The 26439-nt window shown below is 70.2% G+C and carries 20 protein-coding genes and 2 pseudogenes; 7 read left to right on the forward strand and 15 right to left on the reverse strand.

The features are described from left to right. Positions 1-24 precede the first annotated feature (24 nt). The 3 genes and pseudogenes from AWQ70_RS01080 (at position 25) to AWQ70_RS01085 (ending at position 3311) form a co-directional block, all read left to right on the forward strand. Positions 25-1377, forward strand: a complete 1353-nt coding sequence (locus AWQ70_RS01080) for an amidohydrolase family protein (RefSeq protein WP_067168814.1) — start codon at positions 25-27, stop codon at positions 1375-1377. 110 nt (positions 1378-1487) lie between these two features. Beyond that, positions 1488-1820 (forward strand): annotated as a pseudogene (locus tag AWQ70_RS40920) (transposase); the annotation flags it as partial. Positions 1821-1976: 156 nt separating this feature from the next. Next, positions 1977-3311 carry a serine/threonine-protein kinase gene (locus AWQ70_RS01085; protein WP_169808602.1) on the forward strand — a complete coding sequence of 445 codons (1335 nt, stop codon included), beginning with the start codon at positions 1977-1979 and terminating at the stop codon, positions 3309-3311. On the opposite strand, the pseudogene AWQ70_RS42330 reads toward AWQ70_RS01085, so the two are convergent. After that, positions 3300-3590, reverse strand: a pseudogene (locus AWQ70_RS42330) (DUF3800 domain-containing protein); the annotation flags it as partial. The gene AWQ70_RS01085 and the pseudogene AWQ70_RS42330 overlap by 12 nt on opposite strands. A 166-nt stretch (positions 3591-3756) precedes the next feature. Further along, the gene (locus AWQ70_RS01090; protein WP_067168819.1) at positions 3757-4425 is read right to left on the reverse strand and encodes a hypothetical protein; all 669 of its coding nucleotides are present in this window, start codon (positions 4423-4425) and stop codon (positions 3757-3759) included. A 205-nt stretch (positions 4426-4630) separates the two neighbouring features. Here AWQ70_RS01090 and AWQ70_RS01095 point away from each other — a divergent pair, with 205 nt between their 5' ends. Then, complete coding sequence (locus tag AWQ70_RS01095; RefSeq protein WP_245646616.1) at positions 4631-5206, forward strand: FAD-binding oxidoreductase; 576 nt, start codon at positions 4631-4633, stop codon at positions 5204-5206. 223 nt (positions 5207-5429) lie between these two features. On the opposite strand, the gene AWQ70_RS01100 is transcribed toward AWQ70_RS01095, so the two are convergent. After that, positions 5430-6875 (reverse strand): 2-oxo acid dehydrogenase subunit E2, encoded by a 1446-nt coding sequence (locus tag AWQ70_RS01100; protein WP_218004365.1) that lies wholly within the window; start codon positions 6873-6875, stop codon positions 5430-5432. 13 nt (positions 6876-6888) lie between these two features. Then, positions 6889-9069 carry an alpha-ketoacid dehydrogenase subunit alpha/beta gene (locus AWQ70_RS01105; protein ID WP_067168823.1) on the reverse strand — a complete coding sequence of 727 codons (2181 nt, stop codon included), beginning with the start codon at positions 9067-9069 and terminating at the stop codon, positions 6889-6891. A gap of 141 nt (positions 9070-9210) precedes the next feature. Here AWQ70_RS01105 and AWQ70_RS01110 point away from each other — a divergent pair, with 141 nt between their 5' ends. Then, entirely contained in the window at positions 9211-9717 is a 507-nt protein-coding gene (locus AWQ70_RS01110; protein ID WP_067168824.1) for a VOC family protein, read from the forward strand. An 11-nt stretch (positions 9718-9728) separates the two neighbouring features. Then, entirely contained in the window at positions 9729-10418 is a 690-nt protein-coding gene (locus AWQ70_RS01115; RefSeq protein WP_067168826.1) for a GntR family transcriptional regulator, read from the forward strand. Between the two features lie 166 nt (positions 10419-10584). On the opposite strand, the gene AWQ70_RS01120 is transcribed toward AWQ70_RS01115, so the two are convergent. From AWQ70_RS01120 to AWQ70_RS01155, 8 genes are all read right to left on the reverse strand, one after another. Then, positions 10585-12030: an NAD-dependent succinate-semialdehyde dehydrogenase gene (locus AWQ70_RS01120; protein WP_067168828.1), complete on the reverse strand. Its 1446-nt coding sequence runs from the start codon at positions 12028-12030 to the stop codon at positions 10585-10587. 114 nt (positions 12031-12144) lie between these two features. Beyond that, on the reverse strand, positions 12145-13197 hold the full coding sequence (locus AWQ70_RS01125; protein ID WP_281196812.1) for an NAD(P)-dependent oxidoreductase: 1053 nt from the start codon (positions 13195-13197) through the stop codon (positions 12145-12147). Between the two features lie 24 nt (positions 13198-13221). After that, positions 13222-14226 carry an ABC transporter ATP-binding protein gene (locus AWQ70_RS01130; RefSeq protein ID WP_067168832.1) on the reverse strand — a complete coding sequence of 335 codons (1005 nt, stop codon included), beginning with the start codon at positions 14224-14226 and terminating at the stop codon, positions 13222-13224. Beyond that, a complete protein-coding gene (locus tag AWQ70_RS41880; RefSeq protein WP_084516403.1) occupies positions 14223-16157 on the reverse strand; it encodes a dipeptide/oligopeptide/nickel ABC transporter permease/ATP-binding protein in 1935 nt (644 codons plus the stop codon). Before AWQ70_RS41880 ends, AWQ70_RS01130 begins: the two co-directional genes overlap by 4 nt. Then, positions 16154-17098, reverse strand: coding sequence for an ABC transporter permease (locus AWQ70_RS01140; protein ID WP_067168834.1), 945 nt, complete (start codon positions 17096-17098; stop codon positions 16154-16156). The genes AWQ70_RS41880 and AWQ70_RS01140 overlap by 4 nt, the downstream gene beginning before the upstream one ends. Beyond that, a complete protein-coding gene (locus tag AWQ70_RS01145; RefSeq protein ID WP_067168836.1) occupies positions 17095-18438 on the reverse strand; it encodes an amidohydrolase family protein in 1344 nt (447 codons plus the stop codon). Before AWQ70_RS01145 ends, AWQ70_RS01140 begins: the two co-directional genes overlap by 4 nt. Then, positions 18431-20101 (reverse strand): amidohydrolase, encoded by a 1671-nt coding sequence (locus tag AWQ70_RS01150; protein ID WP_084516404.1) that lies wholly within the window; start codon positions 20099-20101, stop codon positions 18431-18433. Before AWQ70_RS01150 ends, AWQ70_RS01145 begins: the two co-directional genes overlap by 8 nt. A 37-nt stretch (positions 20102-20138) precedes the next feature. After that, positions 20139-21665 (reverse strand): ABC transporter substrate-binding protein, encoded by a 1527-nt coding sequence (locus AWQ70_RS01155; RefSeq protein WP_084516405.1) that lies wholly within the window; start codon positions 21663-21665, stop codon positions 20139-20141. Positions 21666-21864: 199 nt separating this feature from the next. Here AWQ70_RS01155 and AWQ70_RS01160 point away from each other — a divergent pair, with 199 nt between their 5' ends. Then, on the forward strand, positions 21865-22890 hold the full coding sequence (locus tag AWQ70_RS01160) for a LacI family DNA-binding transcriptional regulator (protein ID WP_067168842.1): 1026 nt from the start codon (positions 21865-21867) through the stop codon (positions 22888-22890). Positions 22891-22963: 73 nt separating this feature from the next. On the opposite strand, the gene AWQ70_RS01165 is transcribed toward AWQ70_RS01160, so the two are convergent. The 3 genes from AWQ70_RS01165 to AWQ70_RS01175 are packed head-to-tail and all read right to left on the reverse strand — an operon-like array spanning position 22964 to position 26314. Next, the gene (locus AWQ70_RS01165; protein ID WP_067168844.1) at positions 22964-23809 is read right to left on the reverse strand and encodes an alpha/beta fold hydrolase; all 846 of its coding nucleotides are present in this window, start codon (positions 23807-23809) and stop codon (positions 22964-22966) included. After that, positions 23806-24741 carry a VOC family protein gene (locus AWQ70_RS01170; RefSeq protein ID WP_067168846.1) on the reverse strand — a complete coding sequence of 312 codons (936 nt, stop codon included), beginning with the start codon at positions 24739-24741 and terminating at the stop codon, positions 23806-23808. The genes AWQ70_RS01165 and AWQ70_RS01170 overlap by 4 nt, the downstream gene beginning before the upstream one ends. A 28-nt stretch (positions 24742-24769) precedes the next feature. Continuing rightward, complete coding sequence (locus AWQ70_RS01175) at positions 24770-26314, reverse strand: bifunctional 3-(3-hydroxy-phenyl)propionate/3-hydroxycinnamic acid hydroxylase (protein ID WP_067168848.1); 1545 nt, start codon at positions 26312-26314, stop codon at positions 24770-24772. Between the last annotated feature and the right edge of the window lie 125 nt (positions 26315-26439).

A 26439-nucleotide genomic window follows, 5' to 3' on the forward strand; every position in this document is an offset into this window, starting at 1 on the left:
CGAGCAGCGAGAGAAAGAAGGGGCATGAGCAAGATCCTGATCAAGAACGGCCACGTCATCACGGCGGACGCCGACGCGACCGTGCTGCGCGGCCACGACGTCCTCATCGAGGACGGCCGGATCGCGGCCATCGGCGCGGACCTGGCGGCCGACGGCGCGGAGGTCATCGACGCGACCGAGGCCATCGTGATGCCGGGCCTGATCGACACCCACATGCACATGTGGGAGCACGCCTGGCGCGGTCTGCTGGTGCGCAAGCTCGGCGGCCCCTCGTACGAGGACATCTTCTGGCCGATCCGCCCCGCGTTCACGCCGAAGGACACCTACGAGTCCACGCTCGGCTGCGGCCTCGAGATGATCGACCACGGCGTCACCGGCGTGCTCGACTTCTTCCACGGCGCGAACTCCACCAGCGAGCACGCCGACGCCGCCGCCGAGGCGCACCAGCGGTCCGGCCAGCGGGTCCTCCTCGCCTACGGGATGACCGCGGCGTACAACATCGAGGACGACGCCCTGTTCGAGAAGGCGCGGCGGGAGCGGCTGGAGGACTTCGTCCGGCTGCGCGCCGAGCACCCGGACCAGGACGCCCCCCTGCAGATCGGCCTCGCCCTTGCCACGCCGCGGCCGAAGTTCTTCGAGGGTTTCGTCGAGGAGCTGACCCGGGCGCGTTCGCTGGGGGCCCAGATGTCGTTCCACGCGAACGAGATCGGCGAGTTCATGGCGATGCACGAGCGCGGGCTGCTCGGGCCGGACATCGTGCCCTCGCACGGCAACCGGGCGTCCGACCGGGAGCTGGGGTTCCTGGCCGAGACCGGCGTGGTGCTGTCGATCTCCCCGCAGACCGAGACCTCGTCCGGCAAGTCGCTGGCCGTCGTCAACCGGGCCATGCGGGCGGGCGTCGACATCGCGATCGGCATCGACACTCCCCCGTCGATCATGCCGCTCAACCTGTTCGCGCAGATGAGGTCGCTGTTCACCTACCTGACGCTGCTCGACAACCAGGCCGCGCGTGAGGGCGGCCGGTTCCCGATCGACCTCAAGCTCGACCCGCCGACGGCGTCTCTCGACGACGTCTTCGCCACCGCCACGGTCAAGGGCGCGAAGGCGCTGGGCCTCGGCGACCGGCTCGGCACGATCGAGACGGGCAAGCTGGCCGACGTCATCGTGGTCCGCCCGCACGACCCGGACGTGACCCTGGCCGACCCGGTCGCGTACGCGGTGCTCTCCACACCCGGCAAGCACGAGGTCGAGGCCGTGGTCATCGACGGCGTGGTGAAGAAGCGCGACGGCCGGCTGGTGGACGTCGACCCGCGGGAGGTGCGGGCGATGAACCGCGAAGTCCGGCAGCGGGTGCTGACCGCCATCGGCCGCGCGTAACGCGCGGCCGCGAGCAGGAGAGGGCGGGCCGGCCTCCACATCCTCCCGGATGCCGGCCCGCCCTCTCCTTTTCAAGGGCGCGCGTTGGTGAGCACGGTCGAGACCGGTGGCCGGAAATCCCCGTGTTCATCCAGACCGGCACTACCAACGCGGGCTCCGAAGGGACCGACCGCGTGCTCAAGACGGTTTCCCGCGATGCGTACGGCTTCCGCAATCCAGAAAACCAGCGTCTACGCACCCGCTGCGCCACCACCCGACGAAAGCAGCGGATGTCTCGACCTCGCTTAACTTCGAGGAGCCACCATCGCACGGTCCACCCTGCGTCATTCGCGAGTGGAGCATCCGGATGGAACAATTCGCTGGCGCGACCTGGCAGAGCCGGCGCACTACAGACCGGTTCCAGAGCGGCGATCTGGGTTTGCGGCGAAATGGGTCAACTCTGAGCGTCCTCGCAGTGCGGGATGTAAGTACGCGTGGTACCTAGCGCCGGCTGCTCGGGATCGCATTATGGATCACGACGCCCATGGCGGTGATTATTCTGATCACCGTCATTCAGGGCAAGAGGGCGGATGGTCATGACATCGGCACAGCCTGGTTACATGGTCGGCGGACGTTACCGGTTGATCGCCATACTGGGGTCCGGCGGGTTCGGGCGGGTCTGGCACGCCCATGACCAGGTCTTGGACGTCGACGTGGCGATCAAGGAACTGCAACTGCTGCCCGGGATGTCGGAGGCGGAGCAGGACAAGCGGCTGGAGCGCACCACACGTGAAGCCCGCAACGCCGTCCAGTTGCGGGCACACGAGAACGTCGCGGCCATCCACGACATCGTCACCGACGGCCTGCCCTGGATCGTGATGGAGCTGATCGACGGCCAATCACTGCACGAGCACCTCGACACGCAGGGGCCGTTGCCGGTGGAGCGGGCCGCGCAGCTCGCCGCGGGGCTGCTGGCAGCGCTGGGCGCGGCGCACCAGGCCGGCATCGTGCACCGCGACGTCAAACCAGCCAACGTCATGCTCGCCAGGGACGGAAAGATCCTGCTCACCGACTTCGGGATCGCGGTCCACACCACCGACACCACTTTGACGACCACAGGGATGCTCATCGGCTCGCCCGAGTACATGGCCCCTGAACGGCTGCGCGGCATTGACGGGCTCCCCGCCAGTGACCTGTTCTCCCTCGGCGTGACCCTCTACCACGCCGTCGAGGGCGTCTCGCCGTTCCGCCGCAACACCCAACCGGCGGCGCTGACCGCGGTCCTGCTGGAAGAGCCCCCACCACCGGGCAAAGCAGGCCGGCTCGCACCGCTCATCACCCGGCTGCTCGACAAGGACCCGCACAGCAGGCCGACTGTTGAGCAGGCGCTGGCCATGCTCGGTGAGCGGCAGCCGAGCCGGGCCCATGTCCAGGACCGCACCAAGATCCTCCCACCCGGGGAAGTCCCCGTGCAGGGGTGGCAGCGCAAAGGCGTCGCGGTGATGATGGCGATTGTCTTCACACTCGGTTTCCTCGGCCTCATGAACGACCTGGGTATCCTCGGGCTCACGGACGTCGGTGATCCCTGGAATTACCTCCGTGGAATAGTGGTGGAACACCAGGCTTGGGGCTTCGACGATGTCTGGGACGTTGCCCTGGGAGTCGTCCTCATCGCCGACATCGGTCTGGCCGGCTTATTGTGCGCCCAGGTCGCCCGCTTCATAGCGCCGATCGCCGGCAAGACCGTGGCCATCATCGGAGGTGCCGTCGGGTTTCTCGCCGGTGTCGGCGCCGTGTATTTCGCCTTTGACGGCATCGCCGTTCTTCTGGCGATGATGGACACCAAGCATGGCGACAGAATCTGGGTGATCCCGTTGATCGTGATCACTATCGTCATGCTCCTCACGGGGGGCTGGGCCTGGGAGTCGAGGAAGACCTGGCAGTTACGGGTATAAGCTGCGAAACGCCCTCTGAGAGCCATGGTGGCAAGCCGCACCGACAACTCGCCTCGCGCACGGTCCGGCAGGCGCGTCCGGCCACGGGCCCAGCGCCCTTTCCTCGCCATGACCTGCGGGCGGTCGCCCGTGCCTGAGTGGTGCAGGACCGCAGGCAATGAGGTGACGGTGATAAGCCTCTGAGGTGATCCGGTGATGCAGGAACGCCAGCAGGTCAGCAGCCTGCAGCAGCCGGGAGACGTGCGACGGCGCGAAGTGCAGCGTGTCCCACGATGCGGTCCAACCTGCGGACGCGCCACCATACCGACCGTCTGATACGTCCGCAGGTCCTGCCGGTACTCGCCCTGCTGCCCCACCTCGTCAGCGATGACGAGCACGTGCTCCTACCGCGCGTGGGCGTAGTCGTCGACCGGTCTCCGGGCGATGCCGGGCGCAGCGCTTCCGGTCAGTCCGCGATGTAGCTGATCGAGCGCACCTCGTACCCGGAGGAGCGCGACCCGGTGACGTGCATCAGCATGGCCCCGCCCTCGTAAGAGTAGGCGCAGCTGAAGCCCTTCGGCTCGGCAGTACACCCCTGGGGGTAGTACGTCACGCCGGCCGGGTCGTACTTCGTGCGGAACAGGGAGGAGACGGCCGCCGTCGAGGCGACCTCCAGCCCGCGGTCGCGATCACCCTTCTGCCACGCGGAGAACAGGTACGCCGCCGCCGCCGACGGGCGGGTGAGGTGGCGGGACTCGTAGACCCGTGTCACCTTCCTCCCCGAGACGATCATCAGGATCCCGTTCAGGCCGCCCGGCACCCGGACGCTGGTGTGCGTGAACCGGCACCGGTTCCCGGTGCACCCGGTGAAGCCGTCTGGCGCGCGGTAGACGTAGGCGAACAACGTGTTCACCGCGGACGGCGAGGCGACCTGGGCCGCCGCCGCGCGGTCGCCGCGCAGCCAGGCGCCGAAAAGCCGCTTGGCCACCGTCGTCGGCGCGGCCGGAGCGCTCGGAGCGGCGTGGCCACCTGACCCCGTCCCGGAGGCGGACGCGGACGCGGAGGCGGGCGAGGGGAGCAACAGCGCGGCCGCGGCCATCGTCGCGGCCGCGCCCGCGAGCCATCGTATCGACATGATCCGGACGCTACCGGTGCCCGCTTGCACGCGGTTTGCGCGGCGCTTGCGGCGACGTCCGATTCCTACAAGACCGCCACCCAGGTGCGTGGATACGTTGCCTCGCATGAACGTATCGCCAAGCCAGCTCTTTCGACCTGGTGAGCATAGGTATGACGACGAGCGGATGGGACTCAACCGGGCTGTTGAGTCGCGTCCGGCCTGCGTGGTCGGCGCAGCCGGCGAGCACGACGTGGTCGCCGCCGTGCGGATGGCGGTGGCGCAGGGCAGGCCCGTCGGCGTGATGGCCAGCGGCCACAGCCCGTCGGTGGCGGCGGACGGCGCCGTGCTGATCAACACCGGGCGGATGAACGGTGTCGAGGTGAACCCGCGGACCAGGTCCGCCTGGGTGGAGGCGGGGACGCGGTGGCGGCAGGTCGTGGAGCGGGCCGGCCCGCACGGCCTGGCTCCGCTCAACGGTTCCAGTCCGAACGTGGGCGCGGTCGGGTACACGACCGGCGGGGGCGCGGGCCTCCTCGGCCGCCGTTTCGGTTTCGCCGCCGATCACGTACGGCGGCTGCGTGTGGTCACCGCCGACGGCCGTCTGCGCGAGGTCGGCCCTGGCAGCGACCCCGATCTGTTCTGGGCGGTGCGCGGCGGCAAGGACAACTTCGGCGTCGCCGTCGGCATGGAGATCGAGCTGTTCCCGGTGTCGCGGCTGTACGGCGGCGGCCTCTACTTCCCCGTGGACGCCACCGGCGACGTCTTGCACGCCTACGCCGAATGGAGCCGTTCGCTCTGACCGAGCTCAAAGCCATCTACGACCCCGGCAACGTTTTCCGGATCAACTTCAACATTCCCCCGAGGGGGGCGCCGGCATGACGGCGCGGCCCCCCGCCGTTGTGATCGGTGAGGCGACCGGAGCCTCCGGCCGGCAAGGGGGCCCTGCTCGCGCCAGGCGTCGGACGACGACAGGTGGCCCGGGACGCCGTTGGCCCGGGCCACCGCATCCGCGGGCGCCGAGCTCAGGCCAGGATCCGCACCGGGTTCTCGACCAGCGAGACGAACGCGCTCATCCACTCGGCGGCGATCACCCCGTCGATCGGCCGGTGGTCCACGGAGAGGGTCACGCGCATCACCGTGCCGACCGTCAGCGCGCCGTCGTCCACGACCGGCTCCTGCCGGGCCGCGCCGACGGCGAGGATCGCCGACTGCGGAGGGTTGATGATCGCCATGAACTCCTCCGTGCCGAACATGCCCAGGTTGGTCACCGTGAGCGAGCCGCCCTCCAGTTCGTCCTGGCGCAGCCTCCCGGCCTTGGCCCGCTCGGCGAAGTCCTTGACCGCCGCGGCGACGGAGGAGACGGTCGTCCGCTCCACGGACCGCAGCACCGGAGTCACCAGGCCCCGCTCGGTGGCGATCGCCACCGCCACGTCCACCGAGGAGAACGATCTGGTCGCCTGCGGCGTCCAGATGACGTTCATGGCCGGAACGCGCACATGCGCCTGGGCCGCGGCCTTGATCACCAGGTCGTTGAGGGAGACGCGCGCCGGGCCGGACTCGTTGAGCTGCCGGCGCAGTTCCAGCAGCCTGTCCACCCGGACGGTGGCACGGAGGTAGAAGTGCGGGACCGTCTGCTTGCTCTCGCTCAACCGCGTGGCGACGGCCTTGCGGATTCGCGAGTGCGGCTCGTCGGTGAACCCCTGGCCGGTCGTGCTTCCCTGCGATGCCGTGCTTCCCGGGGACAGTGCGCTTCCCGGGGACACTGTGCTTCCCTGCGATGCCGTGCTCGCCGGGGGCGCGACGTTCTCCGGCCGCCGGGCGGGGGTGACCTCCGGCTCGGCGGGACGGACGGGCGCACCCGCGCTCGACGGCGTCGCGGCCAGACGTGCGGCCGCCGCTTCCACGTCGCGGCGGACGATCCGCCCACCCGGCCCCGTCCCGGTGATGCTCCCGACCGGGATGCCGGCCTCTCGCGCCAGCCGTCGGGCGAGCGGGCTGGCGAAGACCCTCTCCGGTGAATCACTGGTCTCGACCGGCGCGGGCCCTGCGGCCGATGCCATCTCCCCGGCGCCTGTCCCTGGCGACGTGGTCGGCGCCGGAGATGCGAGGGGGGACTCCGCCGCGGCGGCCGCGGCCGTGGCCGCCCGGCCGGAGACGTCGCCGGCCGGAGGGGCCGCCGTGCCCCGCGAGGGTGCCACGCCGAGCCGGGCGAGGATCACCTCGGGATCGTCCACCCGCTCCCCCGGCTCGCCGATGAGCGCCACCGGGCTGCCCACCTCGACGCGATCCCCCTCGGACACGAGTGTCCTCAGGATGACCCCGTCCGTCTCGGCCGTGATGTCGACCACGGCCTTGTCCGTCTCCACGGTCGCGAGCACGTCTCCGGCGGCGAAGGGGGTGTTCTCTCGGATCTCCCATGCCTGGAGGACGGCCTCCGTGGTGTTGGCGGCCACTTCGGGCATGTTCATGAGGCCGGCCACGTCAGTACCCCGTGATCTCGGTGAGTTCGGCGGCGACTTCCTCGCTCTTGGCGACGGCCGCGCGCTCAAGGACCTTGCTGATGCTGGGTGACGCCTCACCGCCGGTCAGGCGCTGGACCGGCTGGTCGAGCCAGTCGAAGAAGCGGCGCTGGATCTCGTCGGCCAGCCAGCCGCCGTAGGACGTGCCGCGAGCGCCCTGTTCCGCGATGAGGACGTTGTTGGTCTTCTTGACGCTCGCCTCGATCGTGTCCCAGTCGATGCTCGCGCGGTCGAGCCAGCGCAGGTCGATGACCTCGGCGTCGACGACGCCCAGCGACTCGACGGCCTCCAGGACGTGGCCGGTCATCGCCAGATAGGAGATCACGGTGATCTGGGATCCGGTACGGCGGACGGCGGCCTTGCCGACCGGGATGCAGTAGTCCAGGTCGTCTACGGGCCCTTCTCCCGTCGAGATGTAGAGGTCGACATGTTCCAGGACGACCACCGGGTCCTTGCAGCGCAGGGCGCTGTTCATGAGCCCCACATAGTCGAACGGAGTGGAGGGGGCGACGATGCGCCAGCCCGGCGCGGTCGCGAAGATCCCGGCGGGGTCCATCGAGTGCTGGGAGCCGTATCCGGTCCCGGTGGCGACCTTGCTCCTCAGGACGAACGGCACGTCGTCGTCGCCGCCGAACATGTGCCTGGCCTTGCCGATCTGGTTGAAGAGCTGGTCCGCGGCGACCCACATGAAGTCGGCGTACATGAACTCGACGACCGGTTTGTAGCGCCCGTCCAGGGCGATGCCCCCGCCGAGCCCGGTGAAGGCGTTCTCGCTGATGGGCGTGCCGAGGACCCGGTCCGGAAAGGACTCCTTGAGGCCGCGGGTCGCGCCGTTGGTGCCGCCGTTGAGGCGGTGGACGTCCTCCCCCATCACGACGATCGTCCCGTCGGTCTCCATTCGCCGGGCCATCACGCCCGCGACCGCGTCGATGAACTTCTGCTCGCGCAGCGCGCCCGTGAAGGTGTCGCGGTCCGCGAGCCGGGCGTCGGCGAACTCGCGGAGGTCACCTCGGATCCCCACGTCGGCGAACGCCGGATCGGGCCATTCGGCGGGCTTGATCCGACGCTGTCCCGGTTTGCCGCCCGGAAGTGGTTCGAGGAGCACGTCGCCGAGATCGGCCATCAGACTCCGTGCCCGCTCGGTCAGCAGGTCGATGTCGGAGCGGCGCAGGATGCGGCGCCGTACCAGGTGACCGGAGATCTGCTTGATCGGGTCCCGGTCCCGCCATTCCTTCTCCTCCTTCTTGGTCCGGTAGCCGAAGGCGCTGCCGGGGAAGGGGCCGTTCTGGTGGAAGTAGCGATAGACGTCCGCCTCGATGACCGCGGGACCGCCGCCCGCGCGCAGGTGCGCGAGCGCCTGCCGCATGGCGAGGTGGACGGCGAGCGGATCCATGCCGTCGACCTTCCAGCTCGGGATCCCGAAGCCGGGGCCGCGCGCGGAGAGCCGGGGTTCGCCGGTGGCCTCGGTGACGCTGGTGGACACGGCGTACCGGTTGTTCTCGATGAAGAAGCAGAGAGGCAGACGCCAGGCGGCCGCCAGGTTGAGCGTCTCGAGCGTGGAGCCGATGTTGATCGCGCCGTCGCCGAAGTAGGTCACCGACACCGCGTCCGTCCCGGCCTGCCGATGCGCCCAGGCGGAGCCGGCGGCGAGCGGGACCCCTCCCCCGACGATGGCGTTCGTGCCGATGGCGCCCGCTTCCTTCCACTGCAGGTGCATGGATCCGCCGCGGCCGTGGCTGAAGCCGCGGTCGAGGCCGCAGATCTCGGCCAGGGTCCGCAGCAGCACCGCGCGCACCTCGTCGGTGAACTCGCGGGTGGGATCGATGCCCTCCGGCTCGATGTGGGCGAGCGCCTTCGCGAGGAACTGATGGTGGCCCCGGTGTGATCCGTTGACCGTGTCCGCGCTGGTGAGGCAGAGGACGGAACCGACGGCGGCGGCCTCCTGCCCGATGCTGGAGTGCGCGGGGCCGTGGATCAGGCCGGCTTTCGAGAGGTCGAGGACGTACTCCTCGAAGGCGCGGATGAGGACGAGCTGACTGAGCATGGACGTGAGCAGGGCGGGGTCGGCCTCGTCCCAGTCGGTTCCCGTGGCGACCACCTCGACCCACGGCGCCGCGGGTTCGAGCCGGTTCAGCTGAGGCATGGGCTATCTCCGTGCAATCGTTTGCAGATCGCCTCAGCTTTGCACATGATTGGATCCCGAATCCAGCCCCAAGGACCTGCTGGACCTGATTTACCGGATATGCCTAGGATCTTTGGATCCAACCCGCCCCTAAGGAGTGCGATGAAGCGCGGACTACCCGGCCTGGCCGGCGTCGACCACATCGGGTTCACGGTGCCGGACCTCGAGGAGGCCAGAGCGTTCCTGGTAGACGTGCTCGGCTGCGAGTACATGTACTCGCTGGGCCCGTTCCACCACGACGACGGGGACTGGATGTCCGAGCGTCTCAACGTCCATCCCCGCGCGATCATGCGGAGGTTGCACTTCTTCCGGTGCGGCGGCCAGGCCGTCTTCGAGGTCTTCGAGTACTCCGCGCCCGACCAGGGCACGACCATGCCGAAGAACAGCGACATCGGCGGCCATCACGTCGCCCTGTACGTCGACGATCTGGACGCGGCGGTCGACCACCTGAAAGGCCGGGGGGTCCGCGTCCTCGGCGAGCCGACGGCCAGCAGCGGGCCGAGCGAAGGCCAGCGCTGGGTGTACTTCCTCGCTCCCTGGGGCATGCAGTTCGAACTCGTGTCGTACCCCGGCGGCAAGGCCTTCGACCGGCGGAACGCGGCGCGGTAGGGTCCGGACCCGTGCCACGACAGCGGAACGAGGGCGCCGGAGACGGACCGGCCGAGGCGGTGAGCCGCCGGATCGCGGACCATCTGCGTGAGGCGATACTGAACGGCGAGATCGCGCCCGGGGAGCGGATCGGGCAGGAGAAGATCGCCGAGCGGTTCGGCGCCAGCCGGCTGCCCGTGCGCGAGGCCCTGCGCATGCTGGAAGCCGAGGGACTGACCGAACATCGCACGCACAGGGGCGCCCGGGTGCCCAGGCTCGGCAGGCACGAGGTGGACGTCGTCTACCGCATGCGCGAGCGGTTGGAGCCGCTCGCCCTGGGCGAAAGCCTCCCCCACCTGACAGAGGACGACGTACGCGCGCTGGACGAGATCCAGCGGCGGATAGAGGCGACCGAGGACATCCTGGAGTTCCTCGCGCTCGACCGGGAGTTCCACCTGCGGAGCTACTCCGGCTGCCGGATCGACCAGCTCTCCTCGATCGTCGTCCGGCTGTGGAACTCCACCCAGCACCATCGCCGCGTGTTCATGCGTCTGGGCGGGGCCGGCAGGCGGTGGGTGGTCAACGCCGAGCACCGGCTGCTGCTGGACGCCATCGAGCGGCGGGATCGGGTCGACGCCGAACGCCTCCTGGAGGGGCACATCCGCCGGACCCGCGTCGAACTCTCCCGGCATCCGGACGTCTTCGACGAGGAGACGCCCTGACCTCGACCGGAGCGCCTGCCGTCCGTACGGCCCCGGCGGCCGGGGCCGATGGGCGCCGCCATCGGCACGCCGCCGCGCCCCGGCCCGCGCGAAGCGCCGGTCCAGCCCCCGGTCCCAAGCGCGAAGGCGGCCACCGGCGATCCGATGGCCGCCTCCCACTCCGCGATCACCAACTCAACGCGATGTACTTCTGCTCGATGTACTCCAGCACTCCGCCGTGGCCGCCCTCGCGGCCGAGACCGCTCTGCTTGACGCCGCCGAACGGCGCGGCGGGGTCGGAGACCAGGCCCCGGTTGAGCGCGACCATGCCCGACTCCAACCGCTCGCTCACCCGAAGGCCTCTGGCCAGATCGCCGGTGTACACGTACGCCGCCAGGCCGTACTCGGTGGCGTTGGCGAGTGCGACGGCCTCGTCCTCGTGATCGAAGACGACCACCGGCGCGACCGGCCCGAAGATCTCCTCCTGGAGCACCGCCGCGTCCTGCGGTACGTCCGCCAAGACGGTGGGCGGGTAGAAGAACCCCCGCCCATCGGGCACGGCGCCGCCGGTGCGGACCGTCGCTCCCGCCGCGACGCTCGCGTCGACGAGAGCCGCGATCTTGTCCCGGGAAGCGGCGTTGATCATCGGCCCGACGTCCGTCCCCTCCTCCAGACCGGATCCCACGCGCAGCGCGGCCATGGCCGCGGTGAGCCGGTCGGTGAACTCCTCCGCGACCGAGCGATGCACGTAGAACCGGTTGGCCGCGGTGCACGCCTCCCCACCGTTGCGCATCTTGGCCACCATCGCGCCCGCGATCGCCTCCTCGACGTCCGCGTCTCCGAACACCAGGAACGGCGCGTTCCCGCCGAGTTCCATGGAGCAGGACACGATCTGGTCGGCCGCCTCGCGCAGCAGGATCCGCCCGACCTCGGTGGACCCGGTGAAGGACAGCTTGCGCACCCGTGGATCGTGCAGCATGGCGGACACGATCGCCCCGGACCGCGAACTGGGCACGACGTTGACCACTCCGGCGGGCACGCCCGCCTCTTCGAGGATCGCGGCGATGGCGAGCGCGGTGAGCGGCGTCTCCCGCGCCGGTTTGAGCACCACGGAACATCCGGCCGCCAGCGCCGGCCCGATCTTCCTGGTGGCCATGGCCGCGGGGAAGTTCCAGGGGGTCACCAGCACGGAGACGCCGATCGGCTGCAGCGGGACGAGGATGCGGTTGGCACCGGACGGCGCGGTCAGCACCCCGCCTTCGAGCCGCACCGCCTCCTCCGCGTACCAGCGGAAGAACTCCGCCGCGTACGCTACTTCGGCGCGTGCGTCGGTCAGGGTTTTGCCGTTCTCCCTGACGATGAGCCGCGCCAGGTCGTCGAAACACCGGTGCGTGAGTTCGAAGGCCCGGCGCAGGACCTCGCCGCGCTCCCTCGGCGGCGTCGCCGCCCAGCCGCCCAGCGCGTCGTACGCCGCACCGACCGCGGCGATGCCGTCGTCCACCGTGGCGGCGGCCACATCGGCGATGATGTCCTCGGTCGCGGGATCGGCGACGGCCAGGCGGCCTCCATCGTCGGCGGGACGCCACCGCCCGCCGATGTACAGCTCCGCCGGAACCGAGTTCGGCAGGGACATGTCACATCCTTCCGTCAGTAGGGGTTGCGCACGAAGAGCGCCTCGGCCGGCGAGAGGGTGAGCACGCGGGGGCCGTCGGCGGTGGCCATGACCCGCTGGTGCGCACGCCGCCGCTCACGACAGGCCGTCGCTCACGTCGGATCCGTCGGGAGTCAGCGCCATGCCCGCGGACCGGGCCACGAGCGGCAGCAGGACCGCGAAGTCCTCCTCCACGCGTCCCTCGCCGACGGCTCCGCCGATGATCTGCGCGACCAGCCCGGTCACCGGAACCGGCACCTGCAGCGACCGCGCGGCCTCCAGCCCCAGGTCGAAGTCCTTCTGCAGCAGCACCGGGGTGAACGTCGGCGTCATGTCCAGATTGACGAACGCCGGCGTCTTGTACCGGGTGAACACCGACCCCATCACCGAGTCGTTCAGGAAGGTCAGGAAGTCGGTACGGCTGATGCCGCCCTTCTCCGCGAGCACGGTGACCTCGGCCATCGCCTGCGTGACGATGCCCAGGAACAGGTTGTGCGCGATCTTGACGAGCCGGGCGCGCTCCCCCTCGCCGACGTAGGTCACCGCCCTGCCGATCACCTCCAGCGGTTCCCTGACGGACTCGAAGGCGTCCCGCGGGCCGGAGGCGACGATGGACAGCAGGCCCTTCGCCGCGACCTTGCCGTTGCCGCTGACCGGGGCGGCGATCAGCGCCGCCCCCTTGGCCTCGGCCGCCTCTCGCAGCCGCTCGGAGGTGCCCGCGTCCACGGTGGAGCCGTCCACCACGACTCGCGGCACCCGCTCGCCCGTGAGCAGGCCGCCGTCGCCGAGCATCACCTGCTCCAGAACGGCGGGCGTGGAGACCATGGTGAACACCACGTCCAGGTCGGCCAGGTCGGTGATCTGGTCGACGACCTTGGCGCCCTGCCGCTCCAGCGGCTCGGCCTTGGACCTGGTCCGATTCCACACATGGACCTCGTAGCCCGCGCGCAGCAACTGGCCGGCCATCGAGGCGCCCATCCGGCCCAGCCCGATCCAGCCGACTCTCGTCTTCTCCATCTCGATCCTTCCCGATCGTTTCTGCAATCGTTTGCAACCAAGGGCCGGAGTGGTCCTCCGCCCGTCGTGTTCATCGTCGTAGTCGCCCGCCGCGGAGAGCGGCCGGGTCTCCCCGGCAGCGGGTTCCCTCACCGGGAGGGAACCCGCGCGGGGGGATCAGCCGGTCATCGCCGGGTCACCGGCGTGATGGCACGCGGCCCGGCGTGCCGGGCCGGTGCTCGTCATCTGGGGCACCTCCGCACCGCACACCTCGCTCGCCCACCGGCAGCGGGTGTGGAACGCGCAGCCCGGCGGCGGCGCGAGCGGGCTCGGCGGCTCACCGCCCCGCCCCAGCGCCCGCCTGCGCGCCCGGCGCTCCGCCTGCTCGACCGGGTCGGGCACCAGAGCGGAGTCCAGCAGCATCCGGGTGTACGGGTGCACCGGTGCGGTGCAGACCTCGTCGGCCGGGCCGGTCTCCACCAGCCTGCCCAGGTACATCACCCCGATGGTGGTGCTCACATGCCTGACGACGTCCAGATCGTGCGCGATGAACAGGTAGCTGACGCCCAGGGTCCGCTGCAGGTCGGTCAGCAGGTTGATGACCTGGCCCTGTGTGCTCACGTCCAGCGCGCTCACCGGCTCGTCGCAGACGATCAACTTCGGCCGCACCGCGACGGCCCGGGCGATGGCGACCCGCTGGCGCTGGCCGCCGGACAACTCGTGCGGCAGCCGGTCGCCGTGGAAAGAGGACAGCCCGACCATGTCGAGCGTCTCGTCGACCTCGCGGCGCAGCTCCCGCCCGCCCAGCTTTCGGTGACGCCGGATGGTCTGCCCGATGGTGGTGCGCACGGTCTGCTTGGGGTTCAGCGAGGAAAGCGGGTCCTGGAAGACGACCTGCACGTCGCGCCGGTAGGACAGCGGCGTCCTGCGGCCGAACGCGGTCACGTCCCGGCCGTCGAAGACGATCCGGCCGCCGGACGGCTGGAGCAGCCGCAGGATGGCCCGGCCGGTCGTGCTCTTGCCCGACCCCGACTCGCCGACCAGCCCGAACGTGGCGCCCTTCGGGATCTCGAAGCTGACGTCCTGTACCGCGGCCACCTTTCGCCTCCCCCCGAGCATTCCGGTGCCGAGGCGGTAGGCGACGCTCAGCCGGTCCACCCTGAGCAGGGGTTCGTCGTTCATCGCACTCCCTTCAGGGTCAGCTCGGCGGCGCGGACGCAACGGGCGCCGTCGGCGATCTCCGGTCGGCCCTCGCCGCACCGCTCCACCGCGTACGGGCAGCGCGGGTGGAACCGGCATCCGGACGGCCAGTCCCAGGCGGGCGGCACCCGTCCCGGGATCGTGGCCAGCCGCTCGACCGGGGCGCCGTGCGGCATCGCGGCGAGCAGCGCCTCCGAGTACGGATGTCTCGGGGAGAGGAGCAGGTCCTCCGTACTGCCGACCTCCACGACCTGCCCGGCGTACATCACCGCGACCCGGTCGCAGACGTCCGCGACGACGCCCAGGTCGTGCGTGATCAGCAGGACGGACATGGACAGTTGCCGTTTCAGGTCGTCGAGCAGGTCGAGCACCTGGGCCTGGATCGTCACGTCCAGCGCGGTGGTCGGCTCATCCGCGATCAGCAGCTCGGGTTCGCAGGCCAGCGCGGCGGCGATCACCACGCGCTGTGCCATACCGCCGGAGAACTGGTGCGGGTAGTCCGCCAGCCTCCGCCGCGCGTCCGGCACGCCCACCAGTGAGAGCAGTTCCGCGGAGCGTGCCGCGGCCTGCTTCCTGGTCATGCCCTTGTGCACCATGAGGGCCTCGCCGAGCTGGTGGCCGACTGTATGACTGGGCGACAGCGCGGCGACCGGATCCTGGAACACCATGCCGATCCGCTCGCCACGGATCCGCTGCAGCTCGCGTTCGCCCAGCCTGACCAGGTCCCGGCCGTCAAGGAGCACCGATCCCCCGGTGACCCGGACCGCGCCGGGCAGCAGGCCCATCACCGCGGTCGCGGTGACCGACTTGCCGCAGCCGGACTCGCCGACCAGGCCGAACGTCTCCCCCTTGCGCACGTCGAAGGAGACGTCGCTGACCAGTTCGGTATCGCCGGCGGCGACGGTCAGTCCGCGGACCGACAGCAGCGTGCCGTCCGCCGGGGCCGACGCCGGCGCCGCCTCGGCGGGGCGCCGCTCGACCACACTGAGCCGCGTCCGAGTCCTGGCCGATCGCGCCGGGGCCCCCGCGGCCGGGTCGCGCACGCCGACGGCGTCCCGCAGTCCGTCGCCGAGCAGGTTGTAAAGCAGCACGCAGACGGCGATCGCCACGCCCGGGAAGATCGGCAGCAACGGCTGCTCGCTCTGGAACTGCCGCGCGGTCTCCAGCATGCCGCCCCAGCTCACCTGGGTGGTGTCGATGCCGACGCCGAGGAAGCTCAGGCTCGCCTCGATCAGCAACGCGGTGCCCGCGGCGATCGACGCCTGCACGATCAGCGGCGCGGCCACGTTGGGCAGGATCTGCCGGAAGACGATGTGCGCCCGGCCGAGCCCGGTGACCCGGGCCGCGTCCACGTAGAGCTGTTCCCGCTCGGCCAGCACCACCGCGCGCGTGACCCGCATGAAACTGACCGCGAACACCAGGCCGACCGCGAACATCGCCTTGACCAGCCCGTTGCCCACCACGGCCACCATGGCCAGGGCCAGCAGCAGCGCGGGCACCGCCTGCAGCGCGTCCACGACCTGCATGGTCACCCGGTCCCAGAGGCCGCCCAGGTAGCCGACCAGCAGGCCGACGCTGACCCCGAGCAGCAGCGCCACCGCGACCACCTCGGCCGAGGCGACCACCGAGGTCCGCGCGCCGTAGATCAGCCGGGACAGCACGTCCCTACCCAGGTCGTCGGTGCCCAGCCAGTGCGCCACGCTCGGCGAGGCCAGCTTGTTCTTGATGTCCAGCGCGAGCGGGTCGTACGGCGCGAGCAATGGGGCGGCCAGCGCGACGAGCACCAGGACGCCGAGGAAGACGGCGCACCAGAGCACGGCCGGGCGGCGCAGCCTGCTCGCCCTGACGGGACGGCGGGCGGCGCCGTGCCGCTGCTGCTCCTCGGGCGGGGTGATGTCCGCTGAAGTCGTCATCGGGGACGCACCTTCGGGTTGACGACGCCGTAGGCGATGTCGGTGATCAGATTGATGAGCAGCACCAGCGCGCCGACCACGACCACCGTGCCCTGCAGCACGGGCATGTCGGCCTGGACCACACCGTCCATGAGCAGCGTGCCGATGCCGGGAAGCGCGAAGATGCGCTCGACCACGAAGGTGACGCCCACCAGGACCGACATCTGCACCGCGATGACCGCGAGCACCGGGATCATCGCGTTCTTCATGGCGTAACGCAGCAGGATGCGCCGGAACGGGATGCCCCGGGAGCGCAGCGCCTGCACGTAGGGCGCGTTGAGCGTGTCGACCAGCGCGCCGCGCGTCTGCCTGGCGATGACCGCGGCCGTGTGCACCGCCATCGCCGTCGCGGGCAGCACCAGCGACCTGGCCCACTCCCCGGGGTCCTCGGTGAACGGCGTGTAGCCGACCACGGGGAACCAGCGCAGAGTCAGCGCGAACAGCAGGGCGAGCAGCAGGGCGAGCCAGAAGCCGGGCACGGCCAGCCCGAGCGAGACCGCCAGGGTCAGAATCCGGTCCGGGACGGATCCTGGGCGCAGTGCGCCCAGGATCCCGAGCGGGACTCCGGCCAGGAGCGCCAGCACCAGGGCCAGCAGGGCCAGGGACAGCGTCACGCCGAGCCGGTCACCGATCATCTGGGTGACCGGCTGCGCGGTGAACCAGGACTTCCCGAGGTCCCCGCGCAGCGCGCCGAGCACCCACTGGCCGAACTGCTCGTGGAGCGGCCGGTCCAGGCCGAGCTGGTGCCGGTACGCCGCCTTGGCGTCTTCACCGGCGCCGACTCCGAGGATCTGGGCGGCCGGATCGGTCGGGGTGAGGTTGATCAGCCCGAACACGAAAAGCGAGAGCAGCACCAGGAGCGGCACGCTGGAGATCAGCCTGGAGACGACCAGCTTCTTCATGACACGCCCAGCACCCGGCCGCGAACGCCCTGGAACAGACGAGGCAGTGCCTCCATGTCGACGCCGATCAGCTCACCGGCGCGCTTCTGGAACCGGCCGGCGACCAGCACAGTGTCGACGTCCGCCGCGGTGCTCTGCAGCACGATGTGGTTGGCCGGGTCACCGACGCCGATCCCGAACGGGCCGGTGTTCAGCAGCACCAGATCCGCCTGCTTGCCCGGCGTGATGCTGCCGATCTCGTCGGCCAGGCCCACCGCCCGGGCGGCGTTCACCGTGGCGTACTCCAGCACCCGCCTCGCGGAGACCAGCGGCGAGCCGGGGTGCCGGGACAGCGGCCAGCGGCCGGCCTCGCGCTCCACCTGCGCCTCGACCGCGCGCATGATGTTCAGCGTGATGCGGAGCTGGGAGAACATGTCCACCGCCACGGCGGACGGGACGTCCACGCCGAGAGTGGGCCGGACGCCGGCCCGGTCGGCCCTGGCGATGACGCCCATCGACCGGCCGCCGCCGAACTCGCCCTCAGTGGTGAAGGAGACGCAGCAGCCGCACGCGCCGAGCAGGCCCAGCTCGTGGTCGGTCGCCACATTGGCGTGAACCGGCACCAGGTCCGCTCCGAGCAGACCGTTCTGGTGCATTTCCAGGATCTGGCCGGGCGGGTTCTGGTGGATGGTCATCATCAGGCCGTGCTCGCGGCCGTACTCGATCTCCTTGCGGACCAGCTCCATCCCGCCGTACTCCAGCGAGGTGACGCCGATGCCGAGCCGGATCAGGCCGTCCCGATCCCCGGCCAGCTCGCCGCGGATCCGGTCCAGGTGGGCCAGCCGGCTGCCGTGCTCGGCGGCCAGCCGATCCATGTGGCCGAGCATGCCGTACGCGAACAGCACGCGCTGCCCGAGCGCGCGGTGCGCGCGCAGCGACTCCTCGGCGTGCTCCTCGGACAGCACGTTGTGGCAGAAGTTCAGCACCGTGGTGGTGCCCCGTGAAAGGGCCTCGACCGCACAGGTGTAGGTCGACTCGTACATGTCCCGGGCGGTGAAGCGTTCCCGGACCGGGAACACCTTGATCCCGTAGTCCTCGTCGCTCCACAGGTCGGCGCCGAGGCCCGCCAGCGGGTGCTGCCACATGTGCAGATGGGTGTCGATCAGGCCGGGGATGACCAGCTTGCCGGAGGCGTCGACCACCTCGGCGCCGGGCGCCTCGAGGTCGGCGCCGACCTGGGCGATCCGGCCGTTCTCGACCAATACGTCACCGCGGTCCAAGTCGCCGTGAGCGGGATCCATGGTGACGACCGTGCCGCCCTTGATCAGGATCCGTCCGGCGGCGGCTCGTCCTTCAGACACGGGACACTCCTACAGGTGCGATGGTGGGGGCGACCTCGATCCGGTCACCCTTGAGTGATGGGGCCGCGTGCACGACCTTGCCCCCGACCAGGGTGAGCACCGACTCCAGATCCGGGACGCGCTCGACCGGGACGGTGAAGTAGTCCTCGCTGAGCACGGCGATGTCCGCCTGCAACCCCGGCTCGATCCGGCCGCGGACGTTCTCCTCGAAGCTGAACCACGCGCCGGTCGCGGTGTAGCCGCGCAGCGCCTCCTCCCGGCTGAGCAGGTTGTGCGGAGCGAGGGTGTCCTTGCCGTCGATGGTCTTGCCGGTGATGTACCAGGCGAGGTTGGTGAACGGGTTGTATGTGGCCACCCGCATCGCGTCGGAGCCGAGGCCGACCGGCACCCCGGCGTCCAGCAGGCGGCGGAACGGCGGCGATTCTGCCACCCGGTCGCGGCCCCACGCCTGGAAGGCGTCGTCGCCCTGGAACCGGTAGAGCGCCTGGGTGAGCAGGCCGGCGCCCATCTCGCGCAGTCGCGGCAGGTCCTCGGGCAGCAGCGGCTCACCGTGCACGAGCGCCCAGCGCAGCCCGTCGATGCCTACCTCGGCGTGTACCGACTCCCAGGCGTCCAGCACCGCCTCGATGGTCTCGCGCTGGTGTGCGTGCATGTGCACGGTCCACCGGGAACGCGCCAGTCCGAGGAACAGCTCGCGCATCTCCTCGCGGGCGCTCGGCGAGACGTCGGCGACTCCGGAGATCCGGTCGTGCGACCGGTACAGGATGATCTCGCCGGCGCCGATCACGCGGAGCATGTCGTCACCCAGGTCGAGCGGGGTGAACCGGCGGAACCCGGCCAGTTCCTCGTGCTCGCGGCCGGCCTCGGAGGCGTGCACGACCAGCCGGGTCCGGACCGTGAGCTGCCCACGCCGCCACGCCTCGTACATCGGCTGGTACGCCTCGGGGCCGGTGTTGACGCCGCCGCCGTCGAGCGCGCCGGTCACGCCGAGCCGGTTCAGTTCCCGGCACATCGCCGCGGTGGAGGCGACCTGCTCCTCGAAGGTGGGGGCGGTCATGTGCCGGTAGCACCACTTCATCAGCGGCATGCCGTACACCCGGCCGGTGAGCACGCCGTCCGCGGTGTGTTCGAAGTGGTCGGCGCCCAGTTCGGCGATCACGGCCTCGTCGATCCCCATGGCCGCCACGGCTCGGGAGTTCAGCACCGCCCAGTTGTAGAGGTACTGGACGTAGACCGGGTGGTCGGGGGCGACCGCGTCCAGCTCCGCCTGGACGGGACCGCGCCCCTCGGGGAACTGCCGCGGGTCCCATCCGCCGATCACCCGGATCCAGGTGCCGGCCGGCCGCTCGGCGGCCCGCCCGCGGATCGCCTCCAACGCGGAGGCGAGCGTCTTCTCGTCCTCCCAGCGCACCTCGTCGTTCCATGTGCGACCGGCGCGCACCACATGGACGTGGGAGTCGTTCAGGCCGGGGATCACCCGCCGGCCCCCGACGTCGACGCGAACCGTGCCGGGACCGGCGAGCGCCTCGATCTCGGCCGTGTCGCCGACCGCGGTGATCCGGTCGCCGCTGACCGCGACGGCCTGGACCTCGGCAGGCACTTCGGGAGACTCGCTCATGGTGGTGACGAGCCCGTTGACCAGAATTACATCCGGATGTCTCATGATTCCTTCTGCCGGTGAGGTAGCGGAGCCGCCGGGATCAGCCGCGGACCTTGGCTTCTCTGTAACGGAAGGTCGCGACGTTGCCGACCGTGCTCACCACGTTCTCGATCTTCTTCGGGTCGTACGCCCAGAAGCCCGTGTAGTCGAAGAAGCCGCAGTCCAGCGCCTGGTCGTCGATCTGCTTGACCAGCGTGCGCCACTCCGCGCTCTCGGCCTCCCTGTCCGTGGCGTCGAGCGCCTTCTCGACCGTGGCGTCGAGGTCGGGGTGCGCGGTGTGGAACGGGTTGCCCGCGCCGTCCTTGAGGTAGCGGTAGCGGTAGTAGTCGTACACCCCGGTGTCGGCGGAGTCGCTCAGGATCGCGGCCGGGTACTTGCCGGAATTGAAGGTGCTGTAGAACTGCGCGAACGTCATCAGGTCGACCTTGACGTCGATGCCGATCTGCGCCATCTGGCTGCGGAACAGCTCGGCGACGGGCCGCTGGCTGTCGAACGAGGCGAACGAGAACTGCACCTTGGGGTTGCCCAGCTCCGCCATCAGCGCCTTGGCCTTGGCCGGGTCGTACGGGTAGCCCTTGACGTCGGGGTTGTAGCCCTCCTCGCCCTGACGGAGGCGCTGGTAGTGGACCTCGCCCTCGCCGCCGAGCTGGGCGTCGATGAAGTCCTGCGGGTTGATCGCCGAGCAGATGGCCTGCCGGAGCTTGGGCTCCTTGAAGGTCTTGTCGGTGTCCAACATCAGCAGGTGCCACATGACCGAGGGGAAGGAGCCGGTCGCGAAGCCGTCGGCCTTGGCCCGCTTGGCCAGCGTGGCGTTGGTCCACACGATGTCCATCTGGCCGCTGCGCAGCGAGTTGTACAGGGAGTCCGGGTCGTTGATGTAGGACAGCTCGATCCGGTGCGGGCCGACCTCCTGCGGCGCGTAGTACTTGTCGTTGTACGTCACCACGGTCTTGAAGCCGGGAACGGACTGATCCCCCTGGAACTTCCACGGCCCGGTGCCGCTCGGCTGGGTCTTCCAGGTGCCGTCGGCCAGGGCCTTCGGCGAGATCATCACGGCGCCTCTCTGCGCGGCGTTGCGCAGGAAACTGGGCGCGGCCCTGTTCAGCGTGATCCGCACGTGATGGTCGTCCACGGCGGTGATGTCCTTGACCGTGTCCATCATGGTCTGCCACTCGCTGGGAGTGTCCTTGATCCGCTTCAGGTTCGTCACTACGGCCTCGGCGTTGAACGGGGTGCCGTCGTGGAAGGTCACCCCCTGGCGCAGGGTGAACTCGATCTTGCTGTTGTCCTGAGTCCAGCTCTCCGCGAGTCGTGGTTGGAACGTCACGCCGTCGGGCGCGAGCGCGACCAGGCCCTCATAGACCAGACTGACGTAGGTCTCGTTGGCCTTGGTGAGCGGCTCCCAGTCCTCAAGCTTCTGGTTGGTGCCGAACCGCAGCGTGCCGTGTGCGTCGCCGGAGGCGACCTCCGTGCCGCCCGAGGTGTCAGCATCCGAACCTGAGCACGCCGTGACGAAGCCTGCCACCAGGCAGCTCGCCGCGACGGCTCGTAGGAGCCTTCGCGTCATCTCTGATCCTTCACAGTCGCGACCTCGGCCATGTCAATGGTGACAAATGCCTGGCAGGGCCCTGATGGTTACCGCAAACGTTTGCGGTAGCGGCAATCTACGAGCGGCCGCTTGGCGGTGTCAATAGTGTACTTTGCGATCCGTTTAGCACTTGATGCGTGAATCGACGGGTGGCGCCGTGGGTGGCTACTCTGTGCCCATGTCGGCGGTCCCAACTCTCCGCGATGTCGCCGTGCACGCCGGCGTCCACGTGGCCACCGTGTCGCGCGCGCTCAACCCGGAGACCAGACACCAGGTCAACGCGGAGACGGCGGCCAGGATCATCTCCATCGCGCGGGATCTCGGCTACCGGCCGAACGCGCTCGCACGGGGGCTGCGCACCGCCCGTTCCACCACGGTGGGCGTGCTGCTGCCCGACATCACCAACCCGCTCTTCCCCCCGATCGTGCGGGGCATCGAGGAGGTGCTGCTCCCCGAGGGGTACACCGCGCTCATCGCCAACACCGACAACGCGCCCGACCAGGAGGAGGCGCAGTTCACCCGGCTCCGCCAGCACCACGTGGACGGTTTCATCGTGGCGACCGCCCGGCGCGACCATCCGCTGCTCCGCCGGGTACGGCAGGAGAAGATCCCGCTCGTGCTGGTGAACCGTACGATCGAGCGCGGCGGTTTCACCTCGGTGGTCGCCGATGACACCGCGGGGGTCACCGCCGCCGTACGGCACCTGATCGACCTGGGCCATCGCGACATCGCCTTCCTGGCCGGCCCGAGCAACCTGTCCACCGCTCTGCTGCGGCTGAACACCTTCAAACGGGCCGCCGCCGAGCTCGGCGTCGCGGTCGACGGCAGGCTGATCGAACGCTGCGAGGCGTACTCCGAGGCCGCCGGAGACGCGGCGCTCAGCCGCCTGATCGCCGGCGAACGCCGGTTCACCGCCGTGCTGGCCTCCAACGACCTGATCGCGCTCGGCTGCTACGACGCCCTGGAACGCAACGGGCTGAGCTGCCCGGGAGACATCTCGGTGATCGGGTTCAACGACATGCCGTTCATCGACAAGCTGCGTCCACCGCTGACCTCGGTGCACGTCCCCCATCACGAGATGGGGCGCACGGCCGCGCGTCTGCTCCTCAAGCAGATCAGAGACGGGCTGCCGCGCCGCGGAGAGACCGTGCAGTTGCCGGTCGAACTCGTCGTCCGGGGGTCGACCGCGGCCGTCCGGCCGTGAAACGCGAGCACGGCGGAGTGGGCGTCGCCCTCTCCGCCGTGCTCGCGGCCGGATGGACCTCCAGCCCGCCGGGTCAGTTGTTCGCGATGAAGTCGGCGACCAGCCGGTTGAACTCGTCGGCGTGCTCGATCATCGCCCAGTGCCCGCATCGGTTGAGCAGCACCAGCCGGCTGTCCGGGATGTTCGCCAGCAGGTACAGCGAGGTCTCGAACGGGACGACGCGGTCGTCGCGACCGTGGATGAGCAGGGTCGGCACCTGGATCGTCGGCAGCAGCTCCGGCTTGACCCACGTCGGCAGCGGGGCGCCCTTCGGCAGGCCGTCCACGTAGTTGCGCAGGTGGTCCGGACGGGCGAGCGCGGCGTCCGAACGCGCCCGGCACAGCTCGGGGGTGGCGAACCGGGCCTTGTCGTAGACCATGATCTCGACGAGCCGGCGCATGTTCTCCGGGCTCGCGTCGCGGTAGGCCTCGATCAGCACCTTCAGGCCCTCGGACGGTCCGTCGCCGGCGCCGAAGAGCGTGGGCATCCGGCCGACCGGCGGCCCCATGGTGACCAGGTGCGAGATACGGCCGGGGTGCTCCGTGGCCAGCCGCAGCGAGGTCTGGCCGCCCATCGAGTTGCCGACGAACGCCGCCCTGTCGATGCCGAGGGCGTCCAGGAACTGGATCGCCGCCTTCACGTGGTCGAGCCGGTCGACGGTCGCGGGGTCCGACTCTCCCCAGCCGGGCATGTCGACGGCGTACACGTGGAAGTGCTCGGCCAGCGCCTCGATGTTGCCGGCGAAGTTGCTCCACCCCGTCGCGCCCGGTCCGCTGCCGTGCAGCAGCACGACCGGATGGCCGGAGCCCGCCTCGTAGTAGCGGAGCTTCCAGTCCTCGGTCCGGACGGTGCGCGCGATGTCCTTGGCGTTGAGAGTCATCGGTTGTCCTCCAGGTTCGGCGCCGCCGCGGCGGCCAGCAGCTCGGCGACGACGCCCGAGGGGCGGTGGCCCCAGCTGTGCAGCCTGTCGAGCGTCCTCACCTCCCACGTCTCGTCGTCGATGATCAGCCCGCCCCAGCCGTACTCGATGCTGAAGCCCGAGGGGGTGAAGACGTAGAAGCTGAACATGTGGTCGTTCGGATGCATCCCGAGCGTCATCTCGAACGGCCGCCTGTCGTCCATGCACCGGTCGTAGGCCAGGCCGACGTCGCGGATGTCGGTCACCTCGACCATGAAGTGATGGGTCTTCTTCGGCGACGGCAGGTCGCCGAAGGCCACGGTGTGGTGGCGGCCGTTGCAGTGCAGGAAGATCAGGTCGGCGACCACGCCCGGGGCCAGCTCCTCGACGATGACGTCGCTGATCCTGAAGCCGAGCAGGTCGATGTAGAAGTGCAGGTAGGTCTCCCGCGAGACTCCGTGCGCGAGGAGGACCTGGTGGCCCGCGCCGCCGGCGCCCGTCACGAACCCGCCGAGCAGCTTCGCCGACTCGAACGGCGTGGCGGCGTCGGCCAGGCCGGTGACCAGTTCGACCCGGTTGCCCATGGGGTCCGCGGTGACGAAGATCCGCTCCACCTTGCGGGCCGCGGCGAGGGCGGCGTCGCCTTCGGTGACCTCGACCCCGGCCGCACGGACCCTCTCGACCAGCGCGTCGAGCGTGGCGGCGTCCGAGACCTCGTAGCCGGTGGCCACCAGGTCGTCGGCCGGCCCCCCGGTGACGATCCAGCGGTGGGCCTTCTCGTCGGTGCGCAGCGTGAAGCCGCCGTCGGTCCTCTCCCCGAACTGCATGCCCAGCAGTTCGACGGCGAAGTGCTCCCAGTCGGCGAGGTCGCCGACCTCGTAGACGACGTAGCCGAGCTCCTTGACTCCGGACATCTCTCTTCTCCTTCTCGGGTGACCGATCTCAGGCGGGTACGGCGAGGCCGCCGGCGTCCGCCGCGGCGACGAACCTGTCGGGGCGGAGCGCCACGGCGCGGGCGCCGTACCTGCGCAGCCACGGCAGGAGGACCTCGTCGAGGTCGACCAGCTCGTCCGGGCCCTGCGTGTACGCCGTCTTCGGGCGCACCGCGACGTAGCGGGCGCCGAGCGCGTCCCAGCCCGCCTTCTCCTCCGCCGTCAGCAGGGTCGCGGGGTCGACGTCGTCGCCGAGCAGCACGAAGCCGTCGCCGAGGAGGTCGTCCAGGCGCGCCATCCGGCCGACGGCGTCGCCGGCGATCGGCTGCGGGACCATCCGGCCGACGATGCTGGCGTCGCCCAGCGGCCCCCTGATCCATCCGCCCTCGAGCACCGGCGGGGCGATGAGCGGCGGCTCGAACGGGGTGACCGTGTCCTGAGGAACCGCGTTCATCGCGGCCTGCTCCTCCTCGGACAGCTCCTGCTTGATGACCCGCCCGAGCTGGACCGCGAGCCCGGTGTAGAAGGCCGCGTTCGGGCGCCGCTCCGCCTCGTAGGTGTCCAGCCAGCTCTCGGGCAGCTCGCCCCTGATCACGCGGGCGAGCTTCCAGCCCAGGTTGTGCGCGTCGCGCATTCCGGTCTGCATCCCGGCGCCGGCCCACGGCGGCATCAGGTGGGCCGCGTCCCCCGCCAGGAACACCCGGCCGTTGCGCCAGGTGTCGGCCATCCGGACGTGGTGCTTGTAGAAGGCGTGCTGGTGGATCTCGACGTCCTCCTCGGTGACGCCGAGCGCCGTGAGCAGCGGCCAGACCTCGGCGCTGGTCGGGTAGTCCTCAGGGGACTCGTCGGGTTTGAGCGGGATCTCCCAGCGGTGGTTGCCGGCGGAGAGCGCGATGTCGACGACCGGCCGCTCCTTGTCGGACCAGAAGGTCAGGAAGTCCCGGTCGGGCCACCACCGTTTGACGCGGCAGTCGATGACCACCCATGTGACGTCGTTGGTGTCGCCCAGCAGGCGGCAGCCCGCCTCGCCCCGGATCGTGCTGCTGCCGCCGTCGGCGCCGATCGCGTATCGGGCGCGGACGGTGCGGGTCTCGCCGGTCGCGGTGTCCGTCGAGGTGACGGTGACGCCGTCCGCGTCCTGGTCGATCCCCGTGACCTCGGCGCCGTAGTGGACGGCGATGCGGTCGCCGTACTCCTGCGCGGCCGCGCGCAGCTCGACCTCCATGGTCGGCTGGTAGATGTTGTAGAAGCGCGGCTTGCGGCCCAGCGTCGAGGGCGGGTGCTCGACCCGCATGATCTCCGTGCCGTCGTAGGTCACCCAGCGCAGGGCCCGCTGGGGGTCGATCTTCTTCTCGATCCGCTCGTCGACGCCGAGGTCCTGGAAGATCCGCATCGTCCAGTCGTTGACGGTCACGGCCCGGGCCCGGGGATAGATGTCCTTGTCCCGCTCGAGGGCGACGGCGGAGACGCCGTACCTGGCGAGGGTCAGTGCGGCGATCACGCCGGTCGGGCCGTACCCGACGATCGCGACGTCCGCGTCGTAGCTCTCGGTCATGCGCTGACTCCGTTCTCGGCCGCACGTGCTCCATGCGGCACTTTTGGACCGAACGTTCGGTCCAAGCGTGAGGAGACTAACAATGAGCCGCGGCCCCATGTCAAGGGCCATCGCGAACGGAGATA

The sequence above is a fragment of the Microtetraspora niveoalba genome, from assembly GCF_001570405.1.
Lineage (GTDB): Bacteria > Actinomycetota > Actinomycetes > Streptosporangiales > Streptosporangiaceae > Microtetraspora > Microtetraspora niveoalba.

Bases quoted from the DNA above. Each gene is read 5' to 3' on its own strand.
- AWQ70_RS01080 (WP_067168814.1), top strand. From the start codon at position 25: ATGAGCAAGATCCTGATCAAGAACGGCCACGTCATCACGGCGGACGCC.
- AWQ70_RS01085 (WP_169808602.1), top strand. From the start codon at position 1,977: ATGGTCGGCGGACGTTACCGGTTGATCGCCATACTGGGGTCCGGCGGG.
- AWQ70_RS01090 (WP_067168819.1), bottom strand. From the start codon at position 4,425: ATGTCGATACGATGGCTCGCGGGCGCGGCCGCGACGATGGCCGCGGCC.
- AWQ70_RS01100 (WP_218004365.1), bottom strand. From the start codon at position 6,875: ATGAACATGCCCGAAGTGGCCGCCAACACCACGGAGGCCGTCCTCCAG.
- AWQ70_RS01105 (WP_067168823.1), bottom strand. From the start codon at position 9,069: ATGCCTCAGCTGAACCGGCTCGAACCCGCGGCGCCGTGGGTCGAGGTG.
- AWQ70_RS01110 (WP_067168824.1), top strand. From the start codon at position 9,211: ATGAAGCGCGGACTACCCGGCCTGGCCGGCGTCGACCACATCGGGTTC.
- AWQ70_RS01120 (WP_067168828.1), bottom strand. From the start codon at position 12,030: ATGTCCCTGCCGAACTCGGTTCCGGCGGAGCTGTACATCGGCGGGCGG.
- AWQ70_RS01130 (WP_067168832.1), bottom strand. From the start codon at position 14,226: ATGAACGACGAACCCCTGCTCAGGGTGGACCGGCTGAGCGTCGCCTAC.
- AWQ70_RS41880 (WP_084516403.1), bottom strand. From the start codon at position 16,157: ATGACGACTTCAGCGGACATCACCCCGCCCGAGGAGCAGCAGCGGCAC.
- AWQ70_RS01140 (WP_067168834.1), bottom strand. From the start codon at position 17,098: ATGAAGAAGCTGGTCGTCTCCAGGCTGATCTCCAGCGTGCCGCTCCTG.
- AWQ70_RS01150 (WP_084516404.1), bottom strand. From the start codon at position 20,101: ATGAGACATCCGGATGTAATTCTGGTCAACGGGCTCGTCACCACCATG.
- AWQ70_RS01155 (WP_084516405.1), bottom strand. From the start codon at position 21,665: ATGACGCGAAGGCTCCTACGAGCCGTCGCGGCGAGCTGCCTGGTGGCA.
- AWQ70_RS01160 (WP_067168842.1), top strand. From the start codon at position 21,865: ATGTCGGCGGTCCCAACTCTCCGCGATGTCGCCGTGCACGCCGGCGTC.
- AWQ70_RS01165 (WP_067168844.1), bottom strand. From the start codon at position 23,809: ATGACTCTCAACGCCAAGGACATCGCGCGCACCGTCCGGACCGAGGAC.
- AWQ70_RS01170 (WP_067168846.1), bottom strand. From the start codon at position 24,741: ATGTCCGGAGTCAAGGAGCTCGGCTACGTCGTCTACGAGGTCGGCGAC.
- AWQ70_RS01175 (WP_067168848.1), bottom strand. From the start codon at position 26,314: ATGACCGAGAGCTACGACGCGGACGTCGCGATCGTCGGGTACGGCCCG.